The organism is uncultured Flavonifractor sp. (genome assembly GCF_944387675.1).
Classification (GTDB): domain Bacteria; phylum Bacillota; class Clostridia; order Oscillospirales; family Oscillospiraceae; genus Flavonifractor.
This window is the reverse complement of sequence record NZ_CALXFV010000032.1, coordinates 1-21,306: the sequence shown is the minus strand read 5'-3', so window position 1 is coordinate 21,306 and position 21,306 is coordinate 1. Positions and strand designations below refer to the sequence as shown.

24 protein-coding genes are annotated in these 21,306 nt (G+C 62.5%); 9 read left to right on the top strand and 15 right to left on the bottom strand.

Features of this window, described 5'->3' with window-relative positions:
• The 6 genes from Q0J74_RS04930 to Q0J74_RS04905 all read right to left on the bottom strand — a co-directional run.
• Nucleotides 1-1,324: glucose-6-phosphate isomerase (locus Q0J74_RS04930; protein WP_297211462.1), on the bottom strand; the 1,324-nt coding region annotated here is incomplete at its 3' end.
• Nucleotides 1,325-1,441: 117 nt separating this feature from the next.
• Entirely contained in the window at nucleotides 1,442-3,406 is a 1,965-nt protein-coding gene (locus Q0J74_RS04925) for a molybdopterin-containing oxidoreductase family protein (protein ID WP_297211459.1), read from the bottom strand.
• 68 nt (nucleotides 3,407-3,474) lie between these two features.
• Nucleotides 3,475-4,833, bottom strand: coding sequence for a PFL family protein (locus Q0J74_RS04920; protein WP_297211456.1), 1,359 nt, complete (start codon nucleotides 4,831-4,833; stop codon nucleotides 3,475-3,477).
• 12 nt (nucleotides 4,834-4,845) lie between these two features.
• Entirely contained in the window at nucleotides 4,846-5,115 is a 270-nt protein-coding gene (locus Q0J74_RS04915; protein ID WP_297211453.1) for an ACT domain-containing protein, read from the bottom strand.
• Nucleotides 5,116-5,136: 21 nt separating this feature from the next.
• A complete protein-coding gene (yfbR, locus tag Q0J74_RS04910; RefSeq protein WP_297211450.1) occupies nucleotides 5,137-5,721 on the bottom strand; it encodes a 5'-deoxynucleotidase in 585 nt (194 codons plus the stop codon).
• Between the two features lie 126 nt (nucleotides 5,722-5,847).
• The gene (locus Q0J74_RS04905; protein WP_297211468.1) at nucleotides 5,848-6,093 is read right to left on the bottom strand and encodes an HPr family phosphocarrier protein; all 246 of its coding nucleotides are present in this window, start codon (nucleotides 6,091-6,093) and stop codon (nucleotides 5,848-5,850) included.
• Between the two features lie 197 nt (nucleotides 6,094-6,290).
• Between Q0J74_RS04905 and mtaB the strand changes: the two genes are divergently transcribed.
• Nucleotides 6,291-7,580, top strand: coding sequence for a tRNA (N(6)-L-threonylcarbamoyladenosine(37)-C(2))-methylthiotransferase MtaB (gene mtaB / locus Q0J74_RS04900; RefSeq protein ID WP_297211448.1), 1,290 nt, complete (start codon nucleotides 6,291-6,293; stop codon nucleotides 7,578-7,580).
• On the opposite strand, the gene Q0J74_RS04895 is transcribed toward mtaB, so the two are convergent.
• The gene (locus Q0J74_RS04895; RefSeq protein WP_297211445.1) at nucleotides 7,570-8,124 is read right to left on the bottom strand and encodes an FUSC family protein; all 555 of its coding nucleotides are present in this window, start codon (nucleotides 8,122-8,124) and stop codon (nucleotides 7,570-7,572) included. The genes mtaB and Q0J74_RS04895 overlap by 11 nt on opposite strands.
• Nucleotides 8,125-8,233: 109 nt before the next feature.
• Here Q0J74_RS04895 and thyA point away from each other — a divergent pair, with 109 nt between their 5' ends.
• The 3 genes from thyA to Q0J74_RS04880 are packed head-to-tail and all read left to right on the top strand — an operon-like array spanning nucleotide 8,234 to nucleotide 10,119.
• Nucleotides 8,234-9,064 carry a thymidylate synthase gene (thyA, locus tag Q0J74_RS04890; protein WP_297211443.1) on the top strand — a complete coding sequence of 277 codons (831 nt, stop codon included), beginning with the start codon at nucleotides 8,234-8,236 and terminating at the stop codon, nucleotides 9,062-9,064.
• Nucleotides 9,065-9,075: 11 nt separating this feature from the next.
• Nucleotides 9,076-9,555, top strand: a complete 480-nt coding sequence (locus Q0J74_RS04885) for a dihydrofolate reductase (protein ID WP_297211440.1) — start codon at nucleotides 9,076-9,078, stop codon at nucleotides 9,553-9,555.
• 3 nt (nucleotides 9,556-9,558) lie between these two features.
• Nucleotides 9,559-10,119 carry an NUDIX hydrolase gene (locus Q0J74_RS04880; protein WP_297211438.1) on the top strand — a complete coding sequence of 187 codons (561 nt, stop codon included), beginning with the start codon at nucleotides 9,559-9,561 and terminating at the stop codon, nucleotides 10,117-10,119.
• A gap of 38 nt (nucleotides 10,120-10,157) precedes the next feature.
• On the opposite strand, the gene Q0J74_RS04875 is transcribed toward Q0J74_RS04880, so the two are convergent.
• The 4 genes from Q0J74_RS04875 to Q0J74_RS04860 all read right to left on the bottom strand — a co-directional run bounded on the left by Q0J74_RS04875 (nucleotide 10,158) and on the right by Q0J74_RS04860 (nucleotide 13,401).
• Nucleotides 10,158-11,186 (bottom strand): glycosyltransferase family 2 protein, encoded by a 1,029-nt coding sequence (locus Q0J74_RS04875; RefSeq protein WP_297211437.1) that lies wholly within the window; start codon nucleotides 11,184-11,186, stop codon nucleotides 10,158-10,160.
• A gap of 11 nt (nucleotides 11,187-11,197) precedes the next feature.
• Nucleotides 11,198-12,367 carry a UDP-galactopyranose mutase gene (gene glf / locus Q0J74_RS04870; protein WP_297211434.1) on the bottom strand — a complete coding sequence of 390 codons (1,170 nt, stop codon included), beginning with the start codon at nucleotides 12,365-12,367 and terminating at the stop codon, nucleotides 11,198-11,200.
• 106 nt (nucleotides 12,368-12,473) lie between these two features.
• Entirely contained in the window at nucleotides 12,474-13,037 is a 564-nt protein-coding gene (locus Q0J74_RS04865) for an inorganic diphosphatase (protein ID WP_297211431.1), read from the bottom strand.
• 163 nt (nucleotides 13,038-13,200) lie between these two features.
• Complete coding sequence (locus Q0J74_RS04860; RefSeq protein ID WP_297211423.1) at nucleotides 13,201-13,401, bottom strand: alpha/beta-type small acid-soluble spore protein; 201 nt, start codon at nucleotides 13,399-13,401, stop codon at nucleotides 13,201-13,203.
• Between the two features lie 214 nt (nucleotides 13,402-13,615).
• On the opposite strand from Q0J74_RS04860, the gene Q0J74_RS04855 reads away from it, so the two are divergent.
• From Q0J74_RS04855 to Q0J74_RS04845, 3 genes are all read left to right on the top strand, one after another.
• Nucleotides 13,616-13,897, top strand: coding sequence for a hypothetical protein (locus Q0J74_RS04855; protein ID WP_297211420.1), 282 nt, complete (start codon nucleotides 13,616-13,618; stop codon nucleotides 13,895-13,897).
• A 72-nt stretch (nucleotides 13,898-13,969) separates the two neighbouring features.
• Nucleotides 13,970-15,286, top strand: a complete 1,317-nt coding sequence (locus Q0J74_RS04850; RefSeq protein WP_297211417.1) for a CAP domain-containing protein — start codon at nucleotides 13,970-13,972, stop codon at nucleotides 15,284-15,286.
• A gap of 209 nt (nucleotides 15,287-15,495) precedes the next feature.
• Nucleotides 15,496-16,773, top strand: coding sequence for a glycosyltransferase family 2 protein (locus tag Q0J74_RS04845; protein ID WP_297211415.1), 1,278 nt, complete (start codon nucleotides 15,496-15,498; stop codon nucleotides 16,771-16,773).
• A gap of 43 nt (nucleotides 16,774-16,816) precedes the next feature.
• Here Q0J74_RS04845 and Q0J74_RS04840 read toward each other — a convergent pair whose 3' ends face one another.
• From Q0J74_RS04840 to Q0J74_RS04830, 3 genes are all read right to left on the bottom strand, one after another.
• Nucleotides 16,817-17,026 (bottom strand): hypothetical protein, encoded by a 210-nt coding sequence (locus Q0J74_RS04840; protein WP_297211412.1) that lies wholly within the window; start codon nucleotides 17,024-17,026, stop codon nucleotides 16,817-16,819.
• A gap of 44 nt (nucleotides 17,027-17,070) precedes the next feature.
• On the bottom strand, nucleotides 17,071-18,261 hold the full coding sequence (locus Q0J74_RS04835) for a nucleoside recognition domain-containing protein (protein WP_297211409.1): 1,191 nt from the start codon (nucleotides 18,259-18,261) through the stop codon (nucleotides 17,071-17,073).
• A gap of 66 nt (nucleotides 18,262-18,327) precedes the next feature.
• Complete coding sequence (locus tag Q0J74_RS04830; protein WP_297211406.1) at nucleotides 18,328-18,924, bottom strand: TetR/AcrR family transcriptional regulator; 597 nt, start codon at nucleotides 18,922-18,924, stop codon at nucleotides 18,328-18,330.
• Nucleotides 18,925-19,016: 92 nt separating this feature from the next.
• Between Q0J74_RS04830 and Q0J74_RS04825 the strand changes: the two genes are divergently transcribed.
• Complete coding sequence (locus Q0J74_RS04825) at nucleotides 19,017-19,889, top strand: DegV family protein (RefSeq protein ID WP_297211403.1); 873 nt, start codon at nucleotides 19,017-19,019, stop codon at nucleotides 19,887-19,889.
• A gap of 278 nt (nucleotides 19,890-20,167) precedes the next feature.
• On the opposite strand, the gene Q0J74_RS04820 is transcribed toward Q0J74_RS04825, so the two are convergent.
• Complete coding sequence (locus Q0J74_RS04820) at nucleotides 20,168-20,437, bottom strand: translation initiation factor 2 (RefSeq protein WP_297211465.1); 270 nt, start codon at nucleotides 20,435-20,437, stop codon at nucleotides 20,168-20,170.
• A gap of 143 nt (nucleotides 20,438-20,580) precedes the next feature.
• Here Q0J74_RS04820 and sleB point away from each other — a divergent pair, with 143 nt between their 5' ends.
• Nucleotides 20,581-21,258, top strand: coding sequence for a spore cortex-lytic enzyme (sleB, locus tag Q0J74_RS04815; protein ID WP_297211400.1), 678 nt, complete (start codon nucleotides 20,581-20,583; stop codon nucleotides 21,256-21,258).
• The last annotated feature ends 48 nt before the right edge of the window (nucleotides 21,259-21,306 follow it).

Genomic DNA, 21,306 nt, shown 5'->3' with positions numbered 1-21,306 from the left:
GGGCCTCCAGCTCCGCCCGCTTGTCCTCGTAGCCGGGCTTGCCAAGCAGTGCATACATATTATTCTTGTAGGCCTCCACGCCGGGCTGGTCGAAGGGATTGATTTCCAGCAGGTAGCCGGACAGGCCGCAGGCATACTCGAAGAAATAGATTAGCCCGCCCACGCACTTGGCGCACCGACCGGGAGCGGTAATCATCAGGTTGGGTACACCGCCGTCCACATGGGCCAGAAGAGTCCCCCGCATGGCCTGCTCCGCCACGAAGGACAGGTCCTTGCCCGCCAGGAAATTGAGGCCGTCCACATTGTCCGGATCATGGGGAATGGTGACGCTGCCCCGGCTCTTTTCAAAGCGGACCACCGTCTCCAGCATCAGCCGCTCACCCTGCTGGATGTACTGGCCCATGGAGTGCAGGTCGGCGGTAAATTCCACGCTGGCGGGGAGCAGGCCCTTGTTCTCCTTGCCCTCGCTCTCACCGTAGAGCTGCTTCCACCACTCGGCAAAGAAGCGGAAGGAAGGCTCATACCCCACCAGAATCTCCACCCTCTTGCCGCCGGTATACAGGGCATGGCGGGCGGCAGCATACTGCCAGGCGGGGTTGTCCGCGCCGGGAGCGGCCAGGGCCTCCATGGCCTCCTCCGCGCCGGCCATCAGCTCGGCAATGTCCACCCCGGCACAGGCGATGGGCAGCAGCCCCACGGCGGTGAGCACACTGTACCGGCCGCCGATGGCGTCAGGCACCACAAACTCCTCATACCCCTCCGCATCGGCCAGGCCCTTCAGAGCGCCCCGCTTGGCGTCGGTGGTGGCATAGATCCGCTTGCGGGCCTCCTCCTTGCCGTACTTCTCCTCCAGCAGGTTCTTGAAAATACGGAAGGCCACGGCGGGCTCGGTGGTGGTGCCGGACTTGGAGATCACATTGATGGACCAGTCCTTATCCTGAATCAGCTCGATCACTTCCAGCATGGCGTCGGTGGACAGGCCGTTGCCGGCAAAATAGATAGCCGGGCCGTCCTTGTGGGCCAGGTTGAAGTTGGGGGAATTCACCAGCTCCACCACCGCCCGGGCGCCCAGATAGGACCCGCCGATGCCGATAACCACCAGGGCCTGGGAGTCACTGCGGATCTTCTCCGCCGCCTTCTGGATGCGGGCGAATTCCTCCCGGTCATAATCCCGGGGCAGATGGACCCAGCCGGTATATTCGCCGCCCAGACCGCTGCCGTTCTCCAGCTTGACCCGGGCGCTCTCCAGGGCGTCCATGCGGCTGGTCAGCCAGTCCTGGGGAAGGAAGGGAACCGCGTTGGAGGTATTCAATCCGATCATCATAGTGAGGTCACTCCTTCTCATTTTGCTTTGGGGTTCTGTATGCCCCTATCATACACCGCTCAGGAAGATTTGACCAGAGGAAAAAGACGCAACCGCCGGAAAATATTACAAGTTCCACTACGCCCGCCGGACGGATACCCGGTTGTCGTTGAGCGTGGTGGCCGCCCCCAGGTCGGACAGCCGGGGGTGCGTCAGGCAGTTCACGGTACCAGGCCCGGGGTATACCCCCTCCGCCACCACCACGCCGGGGGCCACCTCCCGGTCCAGGGATACCAGACAGGTCATCTCTCCCAACTCGTTGGACAGTACCGCCCGGTCCCCGTGGGTCAGGCCCAGGGCCGCCGCATCCGCCCGGTTCATCCGCACCGCCATCTCTCCCCGCAGCGCGGCGAGCGCGCGGCACTCGTTGAAGGAGGAGTTGAGGGTGTGGACCGCCGGGGCGCACACCAGCCGGAAGGGCTCCGGCCCGCCGTGAGGGGGATACCAGGTGATGGGGGCGGGATCGGCCAGGTGAATTTTCCCGTCCGCCGTCTCTACAGGCAGGGGGAAGGGCGCCTCCAGCACCACCGGCTCCCCCGTCAGCACCCGGTCCTTCTGCTCTGCCGTCAGCCAGGGACTGCCTTCCACCAGCTCCCGGCACAGCGCGCCCACACTCCGCTCAAACAGAGGGTGGGCCAAGCCCATGGCCCGCGCCAACAGGACAAATACCTCCCAGTTGCTCTTCACCTCACCGGGCGGTGCCAGCACCGGGCGCACATACTGAATCTGCCGGTAGCCATAGGAGGTGTACAAATCCTCCGTTTCCACCATATAAGGCGCGGGAAGAATCAGATCGGCATACCTGGCCGTGTCGGTCAGATACCGCTCGTGGACCACGGTAAACAGGTCCTCCCGCGCCAGGCCCCGGAGGATGGCGTTCTGGCCGGAGGTTACCGCCGCCGGGTTGGCGTGGTAGACGTACAGGGCGTGGATGGGGGTCCGCAGCCCCTCCCCCGCCAGGGCGGGTCCAAGCTGGTTGATGTTCACCCGCTGGACGCCGGGGCGGGCCAGTTCGGGCAGCTTCAGCAGGGATTTGTCCACCAGATTTGGGGCGGAGCACACCCCATAGGTGCCGCCGCCCCGTTTGGCCCAGGCGCCCACCGCGGCGGGGAGGGCGGCGATGGCCCGGGTGGTCTCGCCCCCGTTGCCGGACCGGGAGAACCCGCTGCCCAGCACAATACAGGGGGCCGCGGCCCGCCCATAGGCCCGGGCCAACGCCCGGACGGTCTCCGGCTCCAGCCCGGTAACGACCTGGGTAATCTCCGGGGTCCAGCGGTCCAGGGTGGCCTTCAGGGCCTGCCAGCCGGTGGTGTGGGCGGCCAGATAGGCTTCTTCCGTATACCCCTCCGCCGCCAGCACCTGGAGCATGGACAGGGCCAGGGCGCCGTCGCTCCCCGGTCGGACCAGGATGGTTTCGTCCGCCAGACGGGCGGAAGGCGTTTCATATACGTCGAGGAGCACCACCCTGGCTCCTCTCTCCCTGGCCTGCCGGAGGATGGGAATCAGATGCGCCCGGGTGGCGGGCAGGTTAGCGCTCCACAGCAGGACCAGGTCGCTGCAGGCCACCTCCCAGGGGGAGAGGTCGCAGCTGTTCCCCATCACCGTCTGCCAGCCGGCGGACTTGCCCGAGCTGCACAGCGTGCGCACCAGTTCGCTGGCGCCCAGCGCCCGGAAAAATCCCTCCCCGCAGTTGCGGTGGACCGCACCCATGGTGCCGGCGTAGGAGTAGGGGAGAAGGGTCTCCGGTCCATACCGGGCAATCAGGCCCTTCCAGCGCCCGGCAATCTCCTCCGACGCCTCCGCCCAGGAGACGGGGACAAAGCGCCCCTCCCCCTTCTTTCCCGCCCGGCGGAGGGGGGTGAGTATGCGCTCCGGGCTGTGGACCGCCTGGGGCAGCGCCCGCAGTTTGGCGCACACCCAGCCGCCGGTATAGGGGTTGGCCGGATCGCCGGTGACGGCGGTAAGCCGGCCGTCCTGAACCTCCGCCAGCAGGGAGCAGCCCTCGGGGCAGTCATAGGGGCAGGCGGTGCGATCGGTTGGCATAAGAAACACCTCCTTGGAAAAAAGGCCGCATGCAGGCGGCCTTTTTGTCAGCGTGAAGCCATCATAGCTCAATTTTTCAGGCTCTGCATAGGGGCGGGAATCCGGCCGCCCCGGGCGATAAAGGTCTCGGCGCTCTGGGGATGGACAGGCATGACGGGCGCCCAGCCCAGCAGGCCGCCGAACTCCACCGTGTCTCCCACCGTCTTGCCTGGGGCGGGGATGATGCGCACGGCGGTGGTCTTGGAGTTGACCATGCCGATGGCGGCCTCGTCGGCGATAATGGCGGCGATGGTGGCGGCGGAGGTATCCCCGGGGACGGCGATCATGTCCAGGCCCACGGAGCACACACAGGTCATGGCCTCCAGCTTGTCCAGATGGAGCACGCCGGAGCGGGCGGCGGCGATCATGCCCTCGTCCTCACTGACGGGGATGAAGGCACCAGACAGGCCGCCCACGTGGGAGGAGGCCATGACGCCTCCCTTCTTCACCGCGTCGTTGAGCAGGGCCAGGGCGGCGGTGGTGCCGTGGGTACCGCAGGTCTCCAGGCCCATCTCCTCCAGGATGCGGGCCACGCTGTCCCCGATGGCGGGGGTGGGAGCCAGGGACAAATCCACAATACCAAAGGGGACGCCCAGCCGGCGGCTGGCCTCCTGGGCCACCAGCTGGCCCATCCGGGTCACGCGGAAGGCGGTCTTTTTAATGGTCTCGGCTACCACGTCGAAGGGCTGCCCCTTCACCTCTTTCAGGGCGTGGTACACCACGCCCGGACCGGAGACCCCCACGTTGATGATGCAGTCCGGCTCCCCCACGCCGTGGAAGGCGCCGGCCATGAAGGGGTTATCCTCCACCGCGTTGCAGAACACCACCAGCTTGGCGCAGCCGAAGCCGCCCTGCCCGGCGGTGAGCCGGGCGGTCTCCTTGATCACCCGGCCCATGGTACCCACCGCGTTCATGTTGATGCCCGCCCGGGTGGAGCCCACATTGACGGAGGAGCATACCAGCTCCGTGCGGGCCAGAGCCTCCGGGATGGAGTTGATGAGCCACCGGTCGGCCTTGGTGGCCCCCTTCTGCACCAGAGCGGAGAAACCGCCGATGAAGTTGACCCCCACCGCTTTGGCGGCGTTGTCCAGGGCCACGGCAAAGGGGACGTAGCTCTCGGTCTCGGAGGCCCCGGCCACCAGGGCGATGGGGGTTACCGAGATCCGCTTGTTGACGATGGGAATGCCGAACTCGGCCTCAATGGCCTGGCCGGTGGCCACCAGCCGCTCCGCCCGGCGGCAAATCTTATCATAGATTTTCCGGCAGGCGGCGTTGGGGTCGGCGTCGGCGCAGTCCAGCAGGGAGATGCCCATAGTGATGGTACGCACATCCAGGTGCTGCTGGTCAATCATGTGGATGGTGTCAAAAATTTCTGTGGTATTGATCATGGCAGTCCACCCTCAGATCCGGTGCATGGCGTTGAAGATATCCTCCCGCTGGGCGCGGATGGACAGATCCCGCTCTTTTCCCTCCCGCTCCAGCAGGGCGGCCAGCTCGGCAAAGGGCAGGTCGCACTGGGCGGCGTCCACCAGCATGACCATGGTGAAATAATCCCGCAGAATGGTCTGGCTGATGTCCAGAATGTTGACGTTGTGCTGGGCCAGCAGGGCGCACACCATGGACATGATGCCCACCCGGTCCTTGCCCAGAACGGTGACAATGGCTCTCATATACAGACTTCCTTTCTCTCTTTATCCCAGCTCGTCCAGGGTCAGGCCGAAGGCCGGGAGGAAATGCTCCATAAAATAGTCCACCTCCGGCAGGCTGTAGCCCTTCAGGGCCTCCAGGGTCTGCTCGGCGGCCTGGCGGAACTCCCCATTGCCCGCCTTCAGTTCCTCCACGCACTTGATGTAGGCCGAAAGCTTGTCGGCGGCCTTCACCAAGGCCCGGGTGTCCGGGTCGTACTCCTCCCGCACCAGGGGTTCATAGGCGGGGCGCAGCTCGTCAGGCAGCATGGCCAGCAGCTTGCCGGCGGATACCTGCTCCACCCGCTTGTAGGCGTCCCGAATGTCTGGGCTGTAGTACTTGATGGGAGTGGGCAGATCGCCGGTGAGAATCTCCGGCGCGTCGTGGTACAGGGCCGCCGCCGCCGCCAGGCCGGGGTCGGCCGGCCGGCCCAGCACGTCCCGCCGGATCACCGCCAGGGCGTGGGCCAGCACCGCCACCATATGGGAGTGCTCCTGAATGTTCTCCTGAACGGTATTGCGCATCAGTCCCCAGCGGTTGATGTACCGCATCCGGGACAGGTAGGCAAAAAAGGGATGTTGACCCTCCATCCTGCTCCCCCTCTCCAAAAAAGCATGTCATTTTACCATGGCGGCCCGGCCCTTGTAAAGCAGGCGCCACAAAAAAGCGCCCCTTTCGGGGCGCTCCGCCAAGAGAAGCGGCCCGGCCGCCGGCGCTCATTCCGCCCGGCGGACCCCAAGGGCCTCCATATTCCGCTCAAACTCCAGCTCGTCATCGGCGGTACCCTGCACCACCACCCGCACCGGCTTGGACAAATCCAGGGAGAACAGGCCCATAATGGACTTCCCGTCGGTGACATACCGGCCGGAGCACACGTCGATCTCGCAGGCGCAGCGGCTGGCCGCATCGACAAACCGGCGCACGTCCTCAATGGAGGACAGAGAAACTTCAAACGAGGACATTGACATTGCAGAGCACCTCCCGAAGCCCTTCCACACCCTGGACGCGTTTGCGTCTTGTGGCTTGCTTCAATCCGTATTATAATAGGGGCTGTCCTCATTATAGACTTCATGGGGGGAAAAATTCAACGGAAATGTCCCGTCCACCGTGAAATTCTGTTATTTTCACAAAGAGCCGGATTGGGTCGAAAGGAATCACCATGCGAGTTGCCATTTACACCCTGGGCTGCAAAGTCAACCAGTATGAAACCCAGGCCATGGAGGCGGAGCTCACCCGCCGGGGCCACACCCTGGTCCCCTTTGACGGGGCGGCGGAGGCCTACATCATCAACACCTGCACCGTCACGGCGGTGAGCGATAAAAAATCCCGGCAGATGATCCGCCAGGCCAGAAAGCGCGCCCCCCACGCCATTGTGGCGGTGTGCGGCTGCTACGCCCAGACCGACCCCCAGGCGGTGGAGGAGCTGGGGGTGGACCTGGTAATGGGCTCGGCCCGCCGGATGGAGTTTCTGGACCGGCTGGAGGCCCTCAGCCCGGACGGAGGCCAGGTGGTGGAGGTGGACGACGCCCTCCGCCGCCGCACCTACGAGCATCTGCCCGCCGGCGGGCTGGAGGGCCGCACCCGGGCCATGCTGAAGGTGGAGGATGGCTGCGTCAACTTCTGTTCCTACTGCATCATCCCCTACGCCCGGGGTCCCGTCCGCTCTCTGCCCCTGGAGCAGGCCGCCGCCGAGGCCGCCCGGCTGGCGGAGGAGGGTTACAAGGAGCTGGTGCTCACCGGCATCGAAATCTCCTCCTGGGGCCGGGATCTGCCGGACAGGCCCCAGCCTATCGCGCTCCTTGAGGCAGTGTGCGCCGCCGCCCCCGGCTGCCGGGTGCGGCTGGGCTCTCTGGAACCCCGCACCATCACCGAGGAATTCTGCCGCCGGGGGGCCGCCCTTCCCAACCTCTGTCCCCACTTCCACCTGTCCATGCAGTCGGGCTGTGACAGCGTGCTGCGGCGGATGAACCGGAAATATGATACCGCCCGGTATTCCGAGAGCGTAAAATTACTCCGGGACCACTTTGAACGCCCCGGAATCACCACCGATCTCATCGTGGGCTTTCCCGGGGAGACAGAGGAGGAATTTGCCCGGACCCTGGATTTCATCCAGAGGTGCGCCTTCTCCGCCATGCACATCTTCCCCTATTCCCGCCGCGCCGGCACCCCCGCCGCGTCCATGCCCGGCCAACTCCCCAACGCCGTGAAGGAGGACCGGGTCCACCGGGCGGGCGCCGTGGCCCGGGAGATGCACCGCTCCTGGCTGGAGGGCTGGGTGGGCCGGACCCTGCCGGTGCTCTTCGAGGAGGAAAAGGACGGGCTGTGGCGGGGACACGCCCCCAACTATACCGAGGTATTTGTCTCCGGCTGCGGATTGCACAATGTAATTGCCAACGCAAATATAACAGGCCTTCATGGCGAAGGCCTGTTGGGTACACTCAGTCTGTAGGTTCTTTTTTGCCGAGCCTGGCTTTGACCGCCTCCTGCCAGGCGTCCAGCCGCTCCCTCGGGAGCAGCCAGTTGATAAGCAGGGACATAACCACCCCCACCCCGGTGTCCAGCATGCGGTTGAGGGAGTAGGAAATGTAGTTGTCCGGCCCGATGGAGAACAGCAGCAGGCAGAGCACCACACCGCCTGGCTGCACCGCCCCCACCCAGAAAATTTGGGCCAGGATGATGAGGATGACCACACCCACAAACAGCAGGGGTACCAGCAGCAGATGGCCGTCCCCCTCCGGGTAGAAGATCAGGTAGAACCGGTAGAGGACGATACCCAAAAAGCCGCCGATGATGGTGCCAAACAGGCGGTTGCCCCCGTGGAGCTTGGAGTGGTCCATGTTGGCCCCCATGCCGAAGATGGCCCCGATGCAGGCAAAAGCGGGGTTGCGCTGCCCCAAAAAGTAGTAGAGCAGGGCGCATAGGGAGGCGGAAAGGGCGGTCTTGAGGTTGCGCAGTCCAATATGAAGGGCGGGCTTCTGGTCGGCTTCTTTCATTGCAATCACGCTCCCGGGCGTTATACTGATAGGTATAAGATAGCACAGAATTCCTGCCATTTCCAGTTCAAAAAAGAAAAGGGTCCATTTCAAAAACAGGAGGATTGCCATGAGCCGCGCCGACGAATTGTTCATCCAGAATTGCAAGGACATTCTGGCCCACGGGGTGTGGGATACCGACCAACAGGTGCGTCCCCGGTGGGACGACGGCACCCCGGCCCACACGGTGAAGAAATTCGGCATCGTCAACCGCTATGATCTGAGGGCGGAGTTTCCCATCCAGACCATCCGGAAAATGGCCTTCAAAAGCGCGGTGGACGAGCTTTTGTGGATCTGGCAGAAAAAGTCCAACAACATCCACGATTTGAACAGCCACATCTGGGACGCCTGGGCGGACGAGCGCGGCTCCATCGGCAAGGCCTACGGCTACCAGCTGGGGGTGAAACACATCTACCCCGAGGGGGAATTTGACCAGGTGGACCGGGTGCTCTATGATTTGAAGCACAACCCCGCCTCCCGGCGGATTATGACCAACCTGTACAACCATCATGACCTGCATCAGATGGCCCTCTACCCCTGCGCCTGGTCCATGACCTTCAACGTCAGCGGACACACCCTCAACGCCATTCTCAACCAGCGGTCCCAGGATATGCTCACCGCCAATGGCTGGAACGTGATGCAGTACGCCGCCCTGGTCCACATGCTGGCCCAGGTGTCCGCTCTGGAGGCGGGGGAGCTGGTCCATGTCATTGCCGACGCCCACATCTACGACCGCCATGTGCCGGTGGTGGAGGAGATCATCTCCCGCACCCCCTATGAAGTACCCCAACTGCGGATGGATACGGCAATCACCGATTTTTACGCCTTTACCAGAGACAGCTTCCAGCTGGAGGGCTATCGCTACCACCCCCTGGAGCAGCCCATCCCGGTGGCGGTATAAGGAGGGGGCGTATGATGAACGTCATTGCAGCGGTGGACCAGAACTGGGCCATTGGGAAGGGCGGGGATCAGCTGTGCTACATTCCCGCCGATCTGAAACGGTTTCAGGCCCTCACCTCCGGCCACGCCGTCATCCTGGGCCGCAAAACCCTGGCCACCTTTCCCGGCGGCCGCCCCCTGAAAAACCGGCGGAACCTGATTCTCTCCCGGGACCTCGCCTTCGCTCCGGAGGGAGCGGAGGTGTTCCGGGACCTGGACAGCCTGCTCGCGGCGGCTCCGGAGAACGCCTTTGTGATCGGAGGGGGAAGCGTATACCAGGCGCTGCTTCCCTACTGTACCCGGGCCTACCTCACCAAAATCCACCGTACCTGGCCCGCCGACGTATTTTTCCCCAACCTGGACGCCGACCCGGCCTGGAAAATTGTCGAGGAAAACGAGCCCCTGGAGCATGAGGGGCTGTCCTTCCGCTATGTGACCTACGAGAGGGTGTAAGCGATGTATTTAGACGACATTGCCGCCTATGTGCCTCAGACAGAGCAGGAGGCGGCAGACAAGGAACTGATGCTGGACTACATCCGCCGGTTCCCGGAAAACATTCTCACCCGTGAGAACAGGATCGCCCACCTCACCAGCTCCGGCTTTGTAGTAAATCGGGACTGCACCAAGGTGCTGATGGCCCACCACAACATCTACAAGGTATGGGCCTGGACCGGCGGCCATGCCGACGGGGAGGGCGACCTGCTGTCGGTGGCCCTGCGGGAGGCCAGGGAGGAGACGGGGGCGGCCAGCGTCCGGCCCCTGAGCACGGCCATTGCCTCCCTGGATATTCTGCCGGTGTGGGGCCATGTGAAGCGGGGGCGGTGGGTTTCCTCCCACCAGCACCTCAACGTCAGCTATCTGCTGGTGGCCGAGGAGGGAGACGCCCTCCACTTTCGGGAGGGGGAAAACACCGGGGTGGCCTGGCTGCCGGCGGACCGTCTGCTGGAGCTGACCTGCGAGTGGGAAATGGACGAGGTATATACCAAGCTGCTGGAGCGGGCCAGAGCCTTGCTCTGAACAGGAAATGCGGAGCCTCAAGAGAGACTCCGCATTTTTTAGTTAAACTTGTAAATTTTTCGGGCCAGGCGGTACAAACGCACCGACAGCTTCCGGCCCTGATAGCCAGGAATGTTGCTTACAAAGGACAGGGAGCGGTATTTCAGCTTGTGGTACAGCTCCGGACTCCTGGCCCGCAGGTACTCCCACAGCTCCGTCTTCTTCCCCAGGGCGGCAGGAGAACCGTCGATGATGAGGAAGATGGAGGAGATGGTCATCATCATGGACAGGTAGTTGACCATGTACCGGGCCAGCTTGGGCTGGGAACCCCGGAGCTGCCGCAGATCGTGGCTTTCAATCATCAGCTTGGTCACCCGCACCTGCTGGTCCACCCGGGTAACCATCACCTTCTCATTCACAGACTGGTCCGCCCGGCCGATGAAATAGCGGTACAGGTCCAGGTCCATGTAGTACATGCTTTTCACCCACGGCAGGGGCTGGTAGACAAAGATGTTGTCCACATAAAAGGTGTGCTTGGGCAGCTCCAGCCCACAGTCCCGCAGCAGCTGGGTGCGGTAGATCACCGAGTGCATCAGCAGATATTGAGAGGGGCGGAACCGCCCAATCTCGTTCCAGGAAAACACCTTCCCCTCGGGAAACACGTTGGTGTACCGCATCACCTTCCGGGTGTTGTCCTCCACGTGCTCATAGACATAGTTGGCAATGAGCATGTCCACCGGCCGCTCCATGGCCGCAAACTCCCGCAGCTTGTCCAGTGCGGCCGCCAGAGCCCGCTCCTCCAGCCAGTCGTCGGAGTCCACCACCTTGTAGTACAGGCCGCTGGCCCGGCGCAGACCCTGATTCACCCCCTCGCCGTGGCCCCCATTCTCCTGGTGGATGGCCTTGACAATAGTGGGGTATTCCGCCGCGTACCGGTCGCAGATGGCGGGGGTGTCGTCCCTGGTGGAGCCGTCGTCCACCAGAATGATCTCCACATCCTCCCCGCCGGTGAGCAGGGTGCGGACACAGTGATCCATGTAGGCCGCGGAGTTATAGCAGGGTACGGCAAATGTGATGAGCTTTGACATGTGTAGGTTCCTCATTTCAGCAGTTCGTCACACAGCTCCAGCGCCCTGGCGGCGATGGCATCCATGTTGTAATATTTATATTCCGCCAGACGGCCCAGCAGATGCAGGTTGCTCCAGCGGTCCGCCTCCGCCTTGTACCGGGCGTACAGGGCATTGTTCTCTGCGTTGATGATGGCATAATAGGGGATCTCCCCGGCGGCCCCGGTGTAAGCGCGGGAATACTCCTTCATTACGGTGGTCACCCCGGGCAGCTCCTGGCCGGTGAGATACTTAAACTCCGTGATACGGGTGTACTCCTGGTCCATGGTGTAGTTCACCGTGCCATGGCTTTGCCAGTTGTCCACCGGATAGGTCTCAAAAGTGAAGTCCAGGGTGCGGTAGGGCAGCCGGCCATACCGGAAACCGAACAGCTCGTCCGCCGCGCCGGTATAGAGCACCAGTCCGCCGAAGGGGACCCCGTCCAGCAGGATTCCCTCCTCCGTCAGTTCCAACCGCTCCAGAGCGTCCACCCCCGTCTCCACCGTGATATCCGGGTGGTCCAGCAGTCGCTGGAACATGGGGGTATAGCCCTCCAGGGGCATGCCCTGATATTCGTCCTGAAAATACCGGCAGTCCTCCGACAAAAACACCGGCACCCGGGCGGTGGTGGCCGGGTCGATCTCCTCCGGCCTCTGCCCCCACTGTTTTACGGTGTAGTGGACAAAGACATGCTCATATACGTAATCCGCCAAGGCCCGGATGGACGGGTCGGCGCTCTCCCGCAGCTCCAGAATGGTCACCTTCCGCTCCGGCCCGTAAGCAGCCAGCAGCTTTTTCTCCAGGGCGGCGGCCTGCTCCGGCGGGAAGACGGCCCGCAGGGAGATCAGATTAAAGGGGACCGGCAGCTCCATCCGCTCCGTCCCCTCCGGGATGTTGGCCACCACCTGATGCTGATAGTTGCGCCAGGCGGTGAATCGGGACAGATAGTCAAATACCCGCTTACTGTTGGTATGGAAAATGTGGGGGCCGTACTGGTGGATGAGCACGCCGGCCTTGTCAAAGCAGTCATAGGCGTTGCCTCCCACATGGGCGCGGCGCTCCAGCACCAGCACCCGCCGGCCGCCCCGCTCAGCCAGCTCACGGGCGGCCACGGCGCCGGCCATACCGGCGCCGATCACCAGGCAGTCATATCGTGAATCCATGGGAATCGTTCCTCTCTGAAAGGGCGTTTTTAGTTTAGATGGCCTATTTTATCACAATTGAAGCTCAAGGTATGGAAAAAACCATTAAATTTCCCTTCATTTTTCTTCAGGTTTCCTGACCCGCCTGTTTGGCCCGGCCGCCCAGAAAGCACTCGGCATAGTGCTCCATGGCCTGGCGGATGACCCGGATGGCGGCCTGCCGGTCATTCACGTCCCCAGCTACCGCCTCCTTCCCCTCCAGAGCCTTGTACACGGAAAAGAAGTGGGCCATCTCGTCAAAAATATGGGGCGGCAGGTCCATCAGATCCTGGTAGCCGTTGTAGGTGGGGTCGGAAAAGGGGATGGCGATAATCTTCTCGTCATTCTTCCCGCCGTCCAGCATGGAGATGTAGCCCACCGGATAACAACGCACCAGGGTCAGGGGGTCCATGGCCTCGGAACAGAGCACCAGCACATCCAGAGGGTCGCCGTCGTCGCCGTAGGTACGGGGAATGAAGCCGTAGTTGGCAGGATAGTGGGTGGAGGTGTGGAGCACCCGGTCCAGAATGATAAGGCCGGTCTCCTTATCCAGCTCGTATTTCTTCTTGCTGCCTTTTGGAATTTCAATGACCGCGATAAAATCCTCCGGCTGGATGCGGGCAGGGTTCATATCATGCCAAATATTGGACATAAAAACCTCTCCTTTGCAAATAAATGCCGCAGGCGCTCCCCTGCCGGCTTACAGGATTTGCACCTTTACTATTATATCTGCCCAAAGGGCAAAATACAAGTATTGCCCGCAAAACGGCGCGGGGCGGAGGAAAACCTCCGCCCCGCGCCTGTCGGGAGTCCGTTTACTTCATGCCGTTTTCGTAGGCCTGGATCATCTTCTTGACCATCTGGCCGCCCACAGAACCGGCCTCACGGCTGGTCAGATCGCCGTTGTAGCCCTGCTTCAGGTTGACGCCCACTTCCTGCGCGGCCTCCATCTTGAACTTGTTCAGGGCCTCACGGGCGCTGGACACCACGGGCTGGTTGCTGTTGGTGTTAGACATACGCTTTGCATCTCCTTACGTGTTTTGTTTGGATTGGGAATCCGAACATAGCTTTGCCCCGGCCCGTTTTTCTATGCGGTTCTTTCTCTGCCAATCCATGGAGGGACAGGCGGTTTTTTTGCAGTTTTCCCCTTTTCCGTATTGATTGCGCAGTTATTTCGTGATACGCTTTTTTTGTACAAAGTCTCACCTACACCAGAAGGAGGAATCCTCCATGCGAAACGTACAAAAACGTGTTTTACCGGTTCTCGCGGCAATTCTCATGCTGTTCTGGGCAGGTCTGCCCGCCGCCCGGGCGGCTGACCTGCCTGAGGATGTAAACGCCTCCGCAGAAGGCATCACCTGGTCCGCCGTCACCAGCGGCGGGGAGACGATTACTCAGGATTCATACAGCGACAAGCTGCGGCTGCTGGTCTTCTTCGGGATTTCCGGCGGCTGCTCCAACTCTAACGGCACCCTGAGCGGCCTGGCGCGAAGCAGCCTGGCGGACAACTAAGACGTTCAGATTATTGCCATCGGCTGCCGTCTGAGCTCCGTTAACCCCTCCGCCGACGCCCTGGAGCGCTACATGGACAACATTGCCGTCAACGACCGCATCACCTACGCCTGGTCCACGGGCGGGGGGCTGGCCGCCCTGAGCTATCTCAAGGCCGCCGGCATCATCAGCCCGGACTATAACATTGTCTCCTACGCCGTCAACATTGTTTTGGACAGGGAGGGACGCATCCGCTACGCCTGGACCGGCGGATACAACCCCGCCTCCTATCAGGCCATAGAGGCCGCTCTGACCGGCGGAGCGGAAGACGAGGGGCCTGACCCCCAGGGGACCTATACCGTCAACCTCAGCGGCACCTTTGACTATGCTGCCGCCTGGGAGGAGCTGGCGCTCATCAACGCCTGCCGGGCAGAGGCGGGGGTCTCCCCCATCACCCTGGATGCCGAGCTGACCCAGGCCGCCATGCAGCGGGCGGCGGAGATTGCCGTGTATTTTTCCCACACCCGGCCGGACAATTCCAGCTGCTTCACCGTCAGCAGCAAGGCCAACCGGGAAAATATCGCCGTCCATTACCGCAGCGCGGCGGAGGTAATGGACGGTTGGATGAACTCCACCGGACACCGGAACAACCTTCTGGCCAGCAACAATCGTTGCGGGGGCATCGGCTGCTTCACCGACGGGGACGGGGTCATGTACTGGGTACAGCTGTTTTCCAACCGGCCGGGCAGCGAGGCGGGCGTCCCGGACACGCCTCAGGCCGTCACGGTGGCGGTGGATACGGCCATGGAGTATCTGGAGCTACCCCAGGCGGAGGATGCCCCCCTCTCCCTCCAGGTGTGGGAGGGGGAACAGCAGCGGTATCTGCTCCGCCACACCAATCCGGAATATACCTACTCCACCCCCGACCTGCAGCTGAGCTATGCCGCCTCTTCCGACGGAGAGGTGGCCGCCGTATCCCTGGCCGGCGACGGGACGGTTTCCATCCTGGCCCTTAGCCCGGGCCAGGCGGAAATCACCCTGGGCCTGGCCGATCCCCTGGGCGGCAGCCCCTGGATCCTGTACACCATTGACCTCACCGTGTCCGGTACCCCGCCCATCCCCCTTCTGGACGCCGGAGACGGGGAGACTCAGGTGGGCAGCCTGCTCATCCGTTCTTCCGGCGAGCAAACCCTTCAATTCACCGTCCGGTGGGAGGACGGCACGCCTGAAGCAGGCAGCGGGCTGTACCTGGCCTGCTACGACGGGCAGGCGCTCACCGCCGTTTATCTGGGAACATTTACGGAGGATGAGGCTGTGCTCTCCCACGTTTCCATCCAGGACCTTCAGGGGTCCTTCCGCCTGATGGTGCTGGACGGCGCGCTCCGCCCCCTGATTCAGCCACTCACCTGATGCCGCCAGATCATGGATCGCCTGACACACCTCTGCCACAATTCTTACGTTTCTATAAATGATCCAAAAACTTTCTATTAATCTTTTGTTAATTGATTTGTAACACTCTTGTAATAGCTCCAAAGCGTGCTATGATAAACCGCACCGGAAGCGGGGGTCTCCCGCTCCGGTGCGGTTTGGTTTCACGACATTTGGAGGGCCTGCATACCATGACAATTTTAGAACTTGTAAAGGCGCTGAACTGGAGCGTTGCCATCCTGTTTACCCTGCTGTACCTGTATCAGGGGCTTTACCTGGTGGTGGGCCTGCTCTGCCGCAGGCACCGGGACCGCCACCAGCCCGGCCGGCTGCACCGCTTCGCGGTGGTGATCTCCGCCCGCAATGAGGAGGGGGTAATCGGGGAGCTGCTGGACAGTCTCCGCCGGCAGCATTACCCCAGGGAACTGCTGGACCTGTATGTGGTGGCGGACAATTGTACCGACGGCACCGCGGACACCGCCCGGGCGGCGGGTGCCGTTGTCTATGAGCGGCTGGACCCGCTCCACAGGGGCAAGGGCTACGCCATGGACTATCTTTTCCACCGTCTGAAGGAGTCGGGCAGAGACAACTACGACGGCTATTTTGTCTTTGACGCCGACAATCTGGTGGACCCGGACTTTGTCTGGGAGATGAACCGCACCTTTGACCGGGGCTATGACGCCGTCACCTGTTACCGCAACTCCAAAAACTTTGGCGCCAACTGGATCTCCGCCGGCTACTCCATCTGGTTTTTGCGGGAGGCCCGCTTCCTCAACTTCCCCCGGACTCTGCTGGGTACCAACTGCCATGTGTCGGGTACCGGCTTTCTGGTGTCCGCCCGGGTCATTGAGGAAAACGGAGGCTGGCCCTTCCACCTGCTCACCGAGGATATCCAGTTCTCCGTGGACTGCGCCATCCAGGGCCGGCGAATCGGCTACTGCGACAAGGCGGTAATCTATGACGAGCAGCCGGTGACCTTCCGCCAGTCCTGGGATCAGCGGCTGCGCTGGTCCAAGGGATTTTACCAGGTGGACCGGGCATACACCTTTCCGCTGATCCGGGGCTTCTTCCGCCCGGGCCGGCTGGGGATCTCCTGCTATGATATGTTTGTCACGGTGGCCCCCGGCATGCTGCTCACCCTGGCCATGCTGCTTTTCAACGGCGTGATCCTGGCCGCCTGCCTCACTCAGCCTGTCTATCTGGCCGCTCAGGTCATACAGGAGACGGTGGGCTTCCTGCTCTCCGCCGTGAGCAATTTCTACCTGGGGCTGCTGCTCTACGGACTGTGTACCGTCCTGTCCGAATGGCGCCGCATCCAGGCGCCCGCCGGGAAGAAGCTGGGCTATGTGCTCACCTTTCCCATTTTCATGCTCACCTACATTCCCATCTCCATCGCCGCGCTGGTGCGCAAGGTGGAGTGGAAGCCCATTTACCACACCGCCACCCGAAAGGTGAGCGGGATTGGATAAAAATATCCGCCTTCGCCGGAAAAAACGGCGGAGGCGGATATTTTTACAGGGTAAAATCCTCGTCCTTCAGGGCGCTGAAATCCGGGGCCTTGGGCAGCGGCGGCACCCGCTTGAGGGGATCGTACTGAAAGGCCCGGCAGCTCCCCGAGGGGGACACCACGCCCTTTTTGGCGCAGAGGATCTTCTCCTCATCCAGCTGGGTCCCCCGCTTACAGTAGGCACAGCGGGGCTCCATCTTCTTTTGGAACAGCACGAGATCGCCTCCTCCCCCTGCGGGGTTGCTTTTCTTGCTCCATATTATAGCATGGAGCTGCCGCCCTTGCCAAGTTTTTTTCTGGCCCCGGCGGCGGCGGCCAGGAAAAACAGCAGAAACACGATCCACGCCCACACCACCGACCACACCAGAGCACTGGAAAAATCGGTACCGGCGATGTCGGCCACCTGCTGGGCCAAGTAGTCGGACACCGGAGCCTCCAGAGGCACGATCTGCACCAGGGCGGCGGTGAGCAGGGCGGCCAGACCTCCGTGGAGCAGCTTACCCACCAGGTAGGTGGCAGGGGACAGGCCGCTGTCCCCCAGAAAGGAGAGAACCTGGCAGTGAACGGAGATGCCCGCCCAGCCCAGAATGAAAGCCGCCATGGTCAGCCGGCCGCCCAGCGGTCCCTCCCCCGAGAGGGTCCACACCCCGGAGGAGATCTCCACCAGACCGGTAAGCAGACGCCCGGCCCACTCCGGCGTCATCCCCAGAGGAGCCAGCACCGTACCCAGCACCCGGGCCAGGCCGGGCAAAAAGCCGGTGGCGGCCAAAAGCTGGAGTACCACGGTGAAAAAGATGACAAAGGCGCAGATATTCAGGGTGGAGAGAAAGGAATTTTTTACCGCATCGGTAAAGGCGGCGGTAAACCGCCTGGCCTGAAACCGGGGCGGCAAGCCGCCCCTTCCCTGCCGTCCGCCGTCCCTCCCGGCGCCGTAAAACCGGAACAGTACCCCCACGCACACCGACGCCAGGGCGTGAGCCAGACAGAGCAGCACCCCTACCCGGCTGCTGGCAAATACTCCGGCCCCCACCACCCCCAGGATGAAAGCCGGGCCGGAGTTGTTGCAGAAGGCCAGCAGCCGCTGGGCCTCCGTTTTGGTACACATTCCGCTTTGATACAGGCCGATGGCCGTTTTGGCCCCTACCGGATAGCCGCCGATAAAGCCCAGGGCCAGGGCGCAGGCGCAGGCGCCGTTCACACGGAACAGGGGCTGCATAATTCCCTCCAGCAGCCGGCCCAGGCAGCCTGCCAGGCCCAGCTCCACCACCAGGGCGGAGAGCACAAAAAAGGGAAATAGGGACGGGATGATCACATTGCCGCACAGCCGCAGGCCGGTGCGGGCCGCCTCCATGGACGCCTGGGGATTGAGCAACAGCGCCACAGTGGCGCCCGTCAGCCCCAGACCCAAAAACAGCTCCCGCGCCCTCTGCCTGGAAAAAAGCCTGGACATGGCCCTCACCTCCGTCAAGGATGCATATGCGTCCCCGGCGGACATGTTGCCTGTCCAGGCCAAATTTCAGTCTGCTCGGAAGGTGCGGCTGAACAGGGTATAGTCCTGCTCCAGGCGGGATAATAAGGGGTAGCTCCCCCGGTGGAGAATCCAGTCCACCACCACACCCCGGAAATGCCGGAAGAGAAAGTCCGCCAGCCACTCCGGCGTACAGCCCGGCATGGAGGTCCCCTCCTGCTCCATCTGGCACAGGCACTCCCGCACCGCACGAAGGGTAAACCGGGTGGGGTCCATGGAGGCCGCGTCGTCAGGGGCGTCCAGCCGCCGCTGATAGTAGCGGGCCACCAGCTCCCACCCCTGCTCCTCGGTGAAGCGGGCGTAGGTGGACAAAATCAGCCACAGCCGCTGGGCCGGCGGGTCTTCCCTGTGCTCTGCCAGCGCCCGCTCCATGTGCTGATCCAGAGGGGAAAAGCCCCGGGAGAGCAGGTCCTCCTTGGAGCGGAAGTGATGGTAGAAGGCGCCGGTGGTAATCCCCGCCCGCTGGCAGATATCCCGGACGGACACCTTGTCAAAGCTGTGCTCCCGGGCCAGCACCATGGCCGCCTCCAAAATCGCCTGCTCCGTCTGCCTGGCCTGCATCTGCCGGCGCTGATGGTAATCCATACCCGCCCCCCCTTGACAGTTCCTGTATGTTCACGCTATAATAGTAACATAACAATGTTATGCGACCGTAATCATTATTATAGAGTAGGATGATGACCTTGTCAAATCCAGATAAAATTGCGCTGCTGACCGACTCCACCGCCGATCTCACCGCCGAGATGCGCGCCGGCAAGCCAATCTACACGGTGCCGCTGAAAATCATCTGTGAGGACGGGGAATTTTCCGACGGTGTGGATCTTTTCGCGCAGGATGTCTACCAGCGCCTTCACCAGGGAGAGCTGCCCCGCACCTCGCTGCCCGAGGGCGGCATGGTGAGCGACACCTTGGATCAGATTCAAGCCGACGGGTACGAGAAGGTCATCGCCCTGATGCTCTCCGGCGGCCTCTCCGGGACCTACAATATGGTGCGTCTTCAGGCCGAACAGCGGGAGGATCTGGAGGTGGCCGCCTTTGACTCCAAAAGCGGGTCTCTGGGGCTGGGCATTATGGTGCTCCAGCTCTGGGAGGAGATTCAGGCGGGTGCGCGGTGGGAGGAGCTTCTCACCCAGCGGGTACCCTTCCTGGTGGAGCACACCTTCCCCTTCTTCTCGGTGGACACCCTGGAGTACCTCTACAAAGGGGGGCGGATCGGCAAGGTGGCCGCCATGGCGGGTACCATGCTGAGCATCAAACCCATCATCACCTTCGCAGAGGACGGGCAGCTGCAAAGCGTGGCCAAGGTGCGGGGCCGCCGCCAGGTCCAGGACAAGATCGTGGACCTGCTGCGGCAGAAATTCCAGCCGGGCAGGCGGTATAACCTGGGCGTAGCCAACGGCGGCGCGCCGGAGGAGATGGCCCAGCTCTCCGCCAAGGTGCGCTCCGCCTTCCCCGATTATGAACACTGCTGGGAGGGCGCTCTGGACGCCACGCTCAGCGTCTATATTGGCGACGGCGTCATCGGCGCCGGCATTCAATACCTGGACTGAATCAGACAAAAAGGGGCCTGCCGCATTTTTGCGGCAGGCCTGAGACTGTCGAAAAAGGCCGTTGGCCTTTTCCGACAAAAGGCTGCATGACGGATCGGCCTCGATTTCTTGCGAAATAGTCACCCGATCCGTCATGAGAAGTGTCATTTCCGAGGCACATGTCCCCGGAAATGACGAATTTCAGTATGATTCTGTCGCCCGCAGGCGCGAAGGAAGTGGAAATCGGTATTCAGCCGCGACATGTGCGTGGCTGAATACACTGCTCAGGCCGCAAGGAACTACAGCGCCAGGGCCAGACACCAGCACAGGGTTGCTCCCACCGCCCCGGCCGCGGCGTACACAGGGCCGGGAACCCGCGTCCACAGCCTGTTCCAGCGGGTGTGCTGCCGCAGGTAGCCGTCTGCCGCCCGGCGGGCCTCCTGAAGTATCTCGTCCGCTGTCACGCTGGTCTTGAAGGCGTCCTCCTTAACGATAAAAATAGCCTGCTCAAAAAAGCGGGGGTCGGGAGACCGCACCACAATCACCTGGCGGGACACGCCCTGCACCATCGCTGCCACATCCTTTCCTGATTTCCTTCCAGTATGTCCCATTCCCTGCCGTCCTATTCCCGCCATGGCACAGATTGCCGCTCATAACCACCCCTTTCCCTCCGTACACTAGCCTCAACCGAGAAAGGGAGGCGGAAGAAAGGATGGACGGCAGCAAACGCAGACTGGCAGGGGCTTTGACTCTGCTTTTCCTGTTAAATATCGCGGTGATTGTCCTGGCCCAGCAGGCCCAGGCGGCCACCTACCGGCAGGGCTCCACCGGCGAACAGGTGCGCATCATCCAGAGCAAGCTGAAAAACTGGGGCTACTACGACGGCGCGGTGGACGGCATCTTCGGCAGCGCCACCACCCGGGCCGTGAAGTATTTCCAGCAGAAAAACGGTCTGACGGCGGACGGCATTGTGGGGCCGGCCACTCTGCGGGCCTTGGGGATGGGAAGCGGCGGAAGCGATTCCGGCAGCTCCAGTCAGACCGCCAGCCTGGATCTGCTGGCCCGGGTCATCTCCGCCGAGGCCAGAGGAGAACCCTACAGCGGACAGGTGGCGGTGGGGGCGGTAATCCTCAACCGGGTGGAACACCCCTCCTTCCCCAACACCATCGCCGGCGTGGTGTATCAGCCGGGGGCCTTCACCTGCATGGTGGACGGGCAGATCGACCAGCCGGTGAGCGAATCGGCGGTGCGGGCCGCCCGGGAGGCGCTGAACGGCGCCGATCCCAGCGGCGGGGCCATCTACTATTTCAACCCCAGCACCGCCACCAGCGCCTGGATCTGGAGCAGGCCCCTGATCAAAGTGATCGGCAATCACCGCTTTTGTGCCTGAATCCGGCCGAAAAAGCCTCGCAGAGTTCGCGCCCGCAGGCGCGAAGGA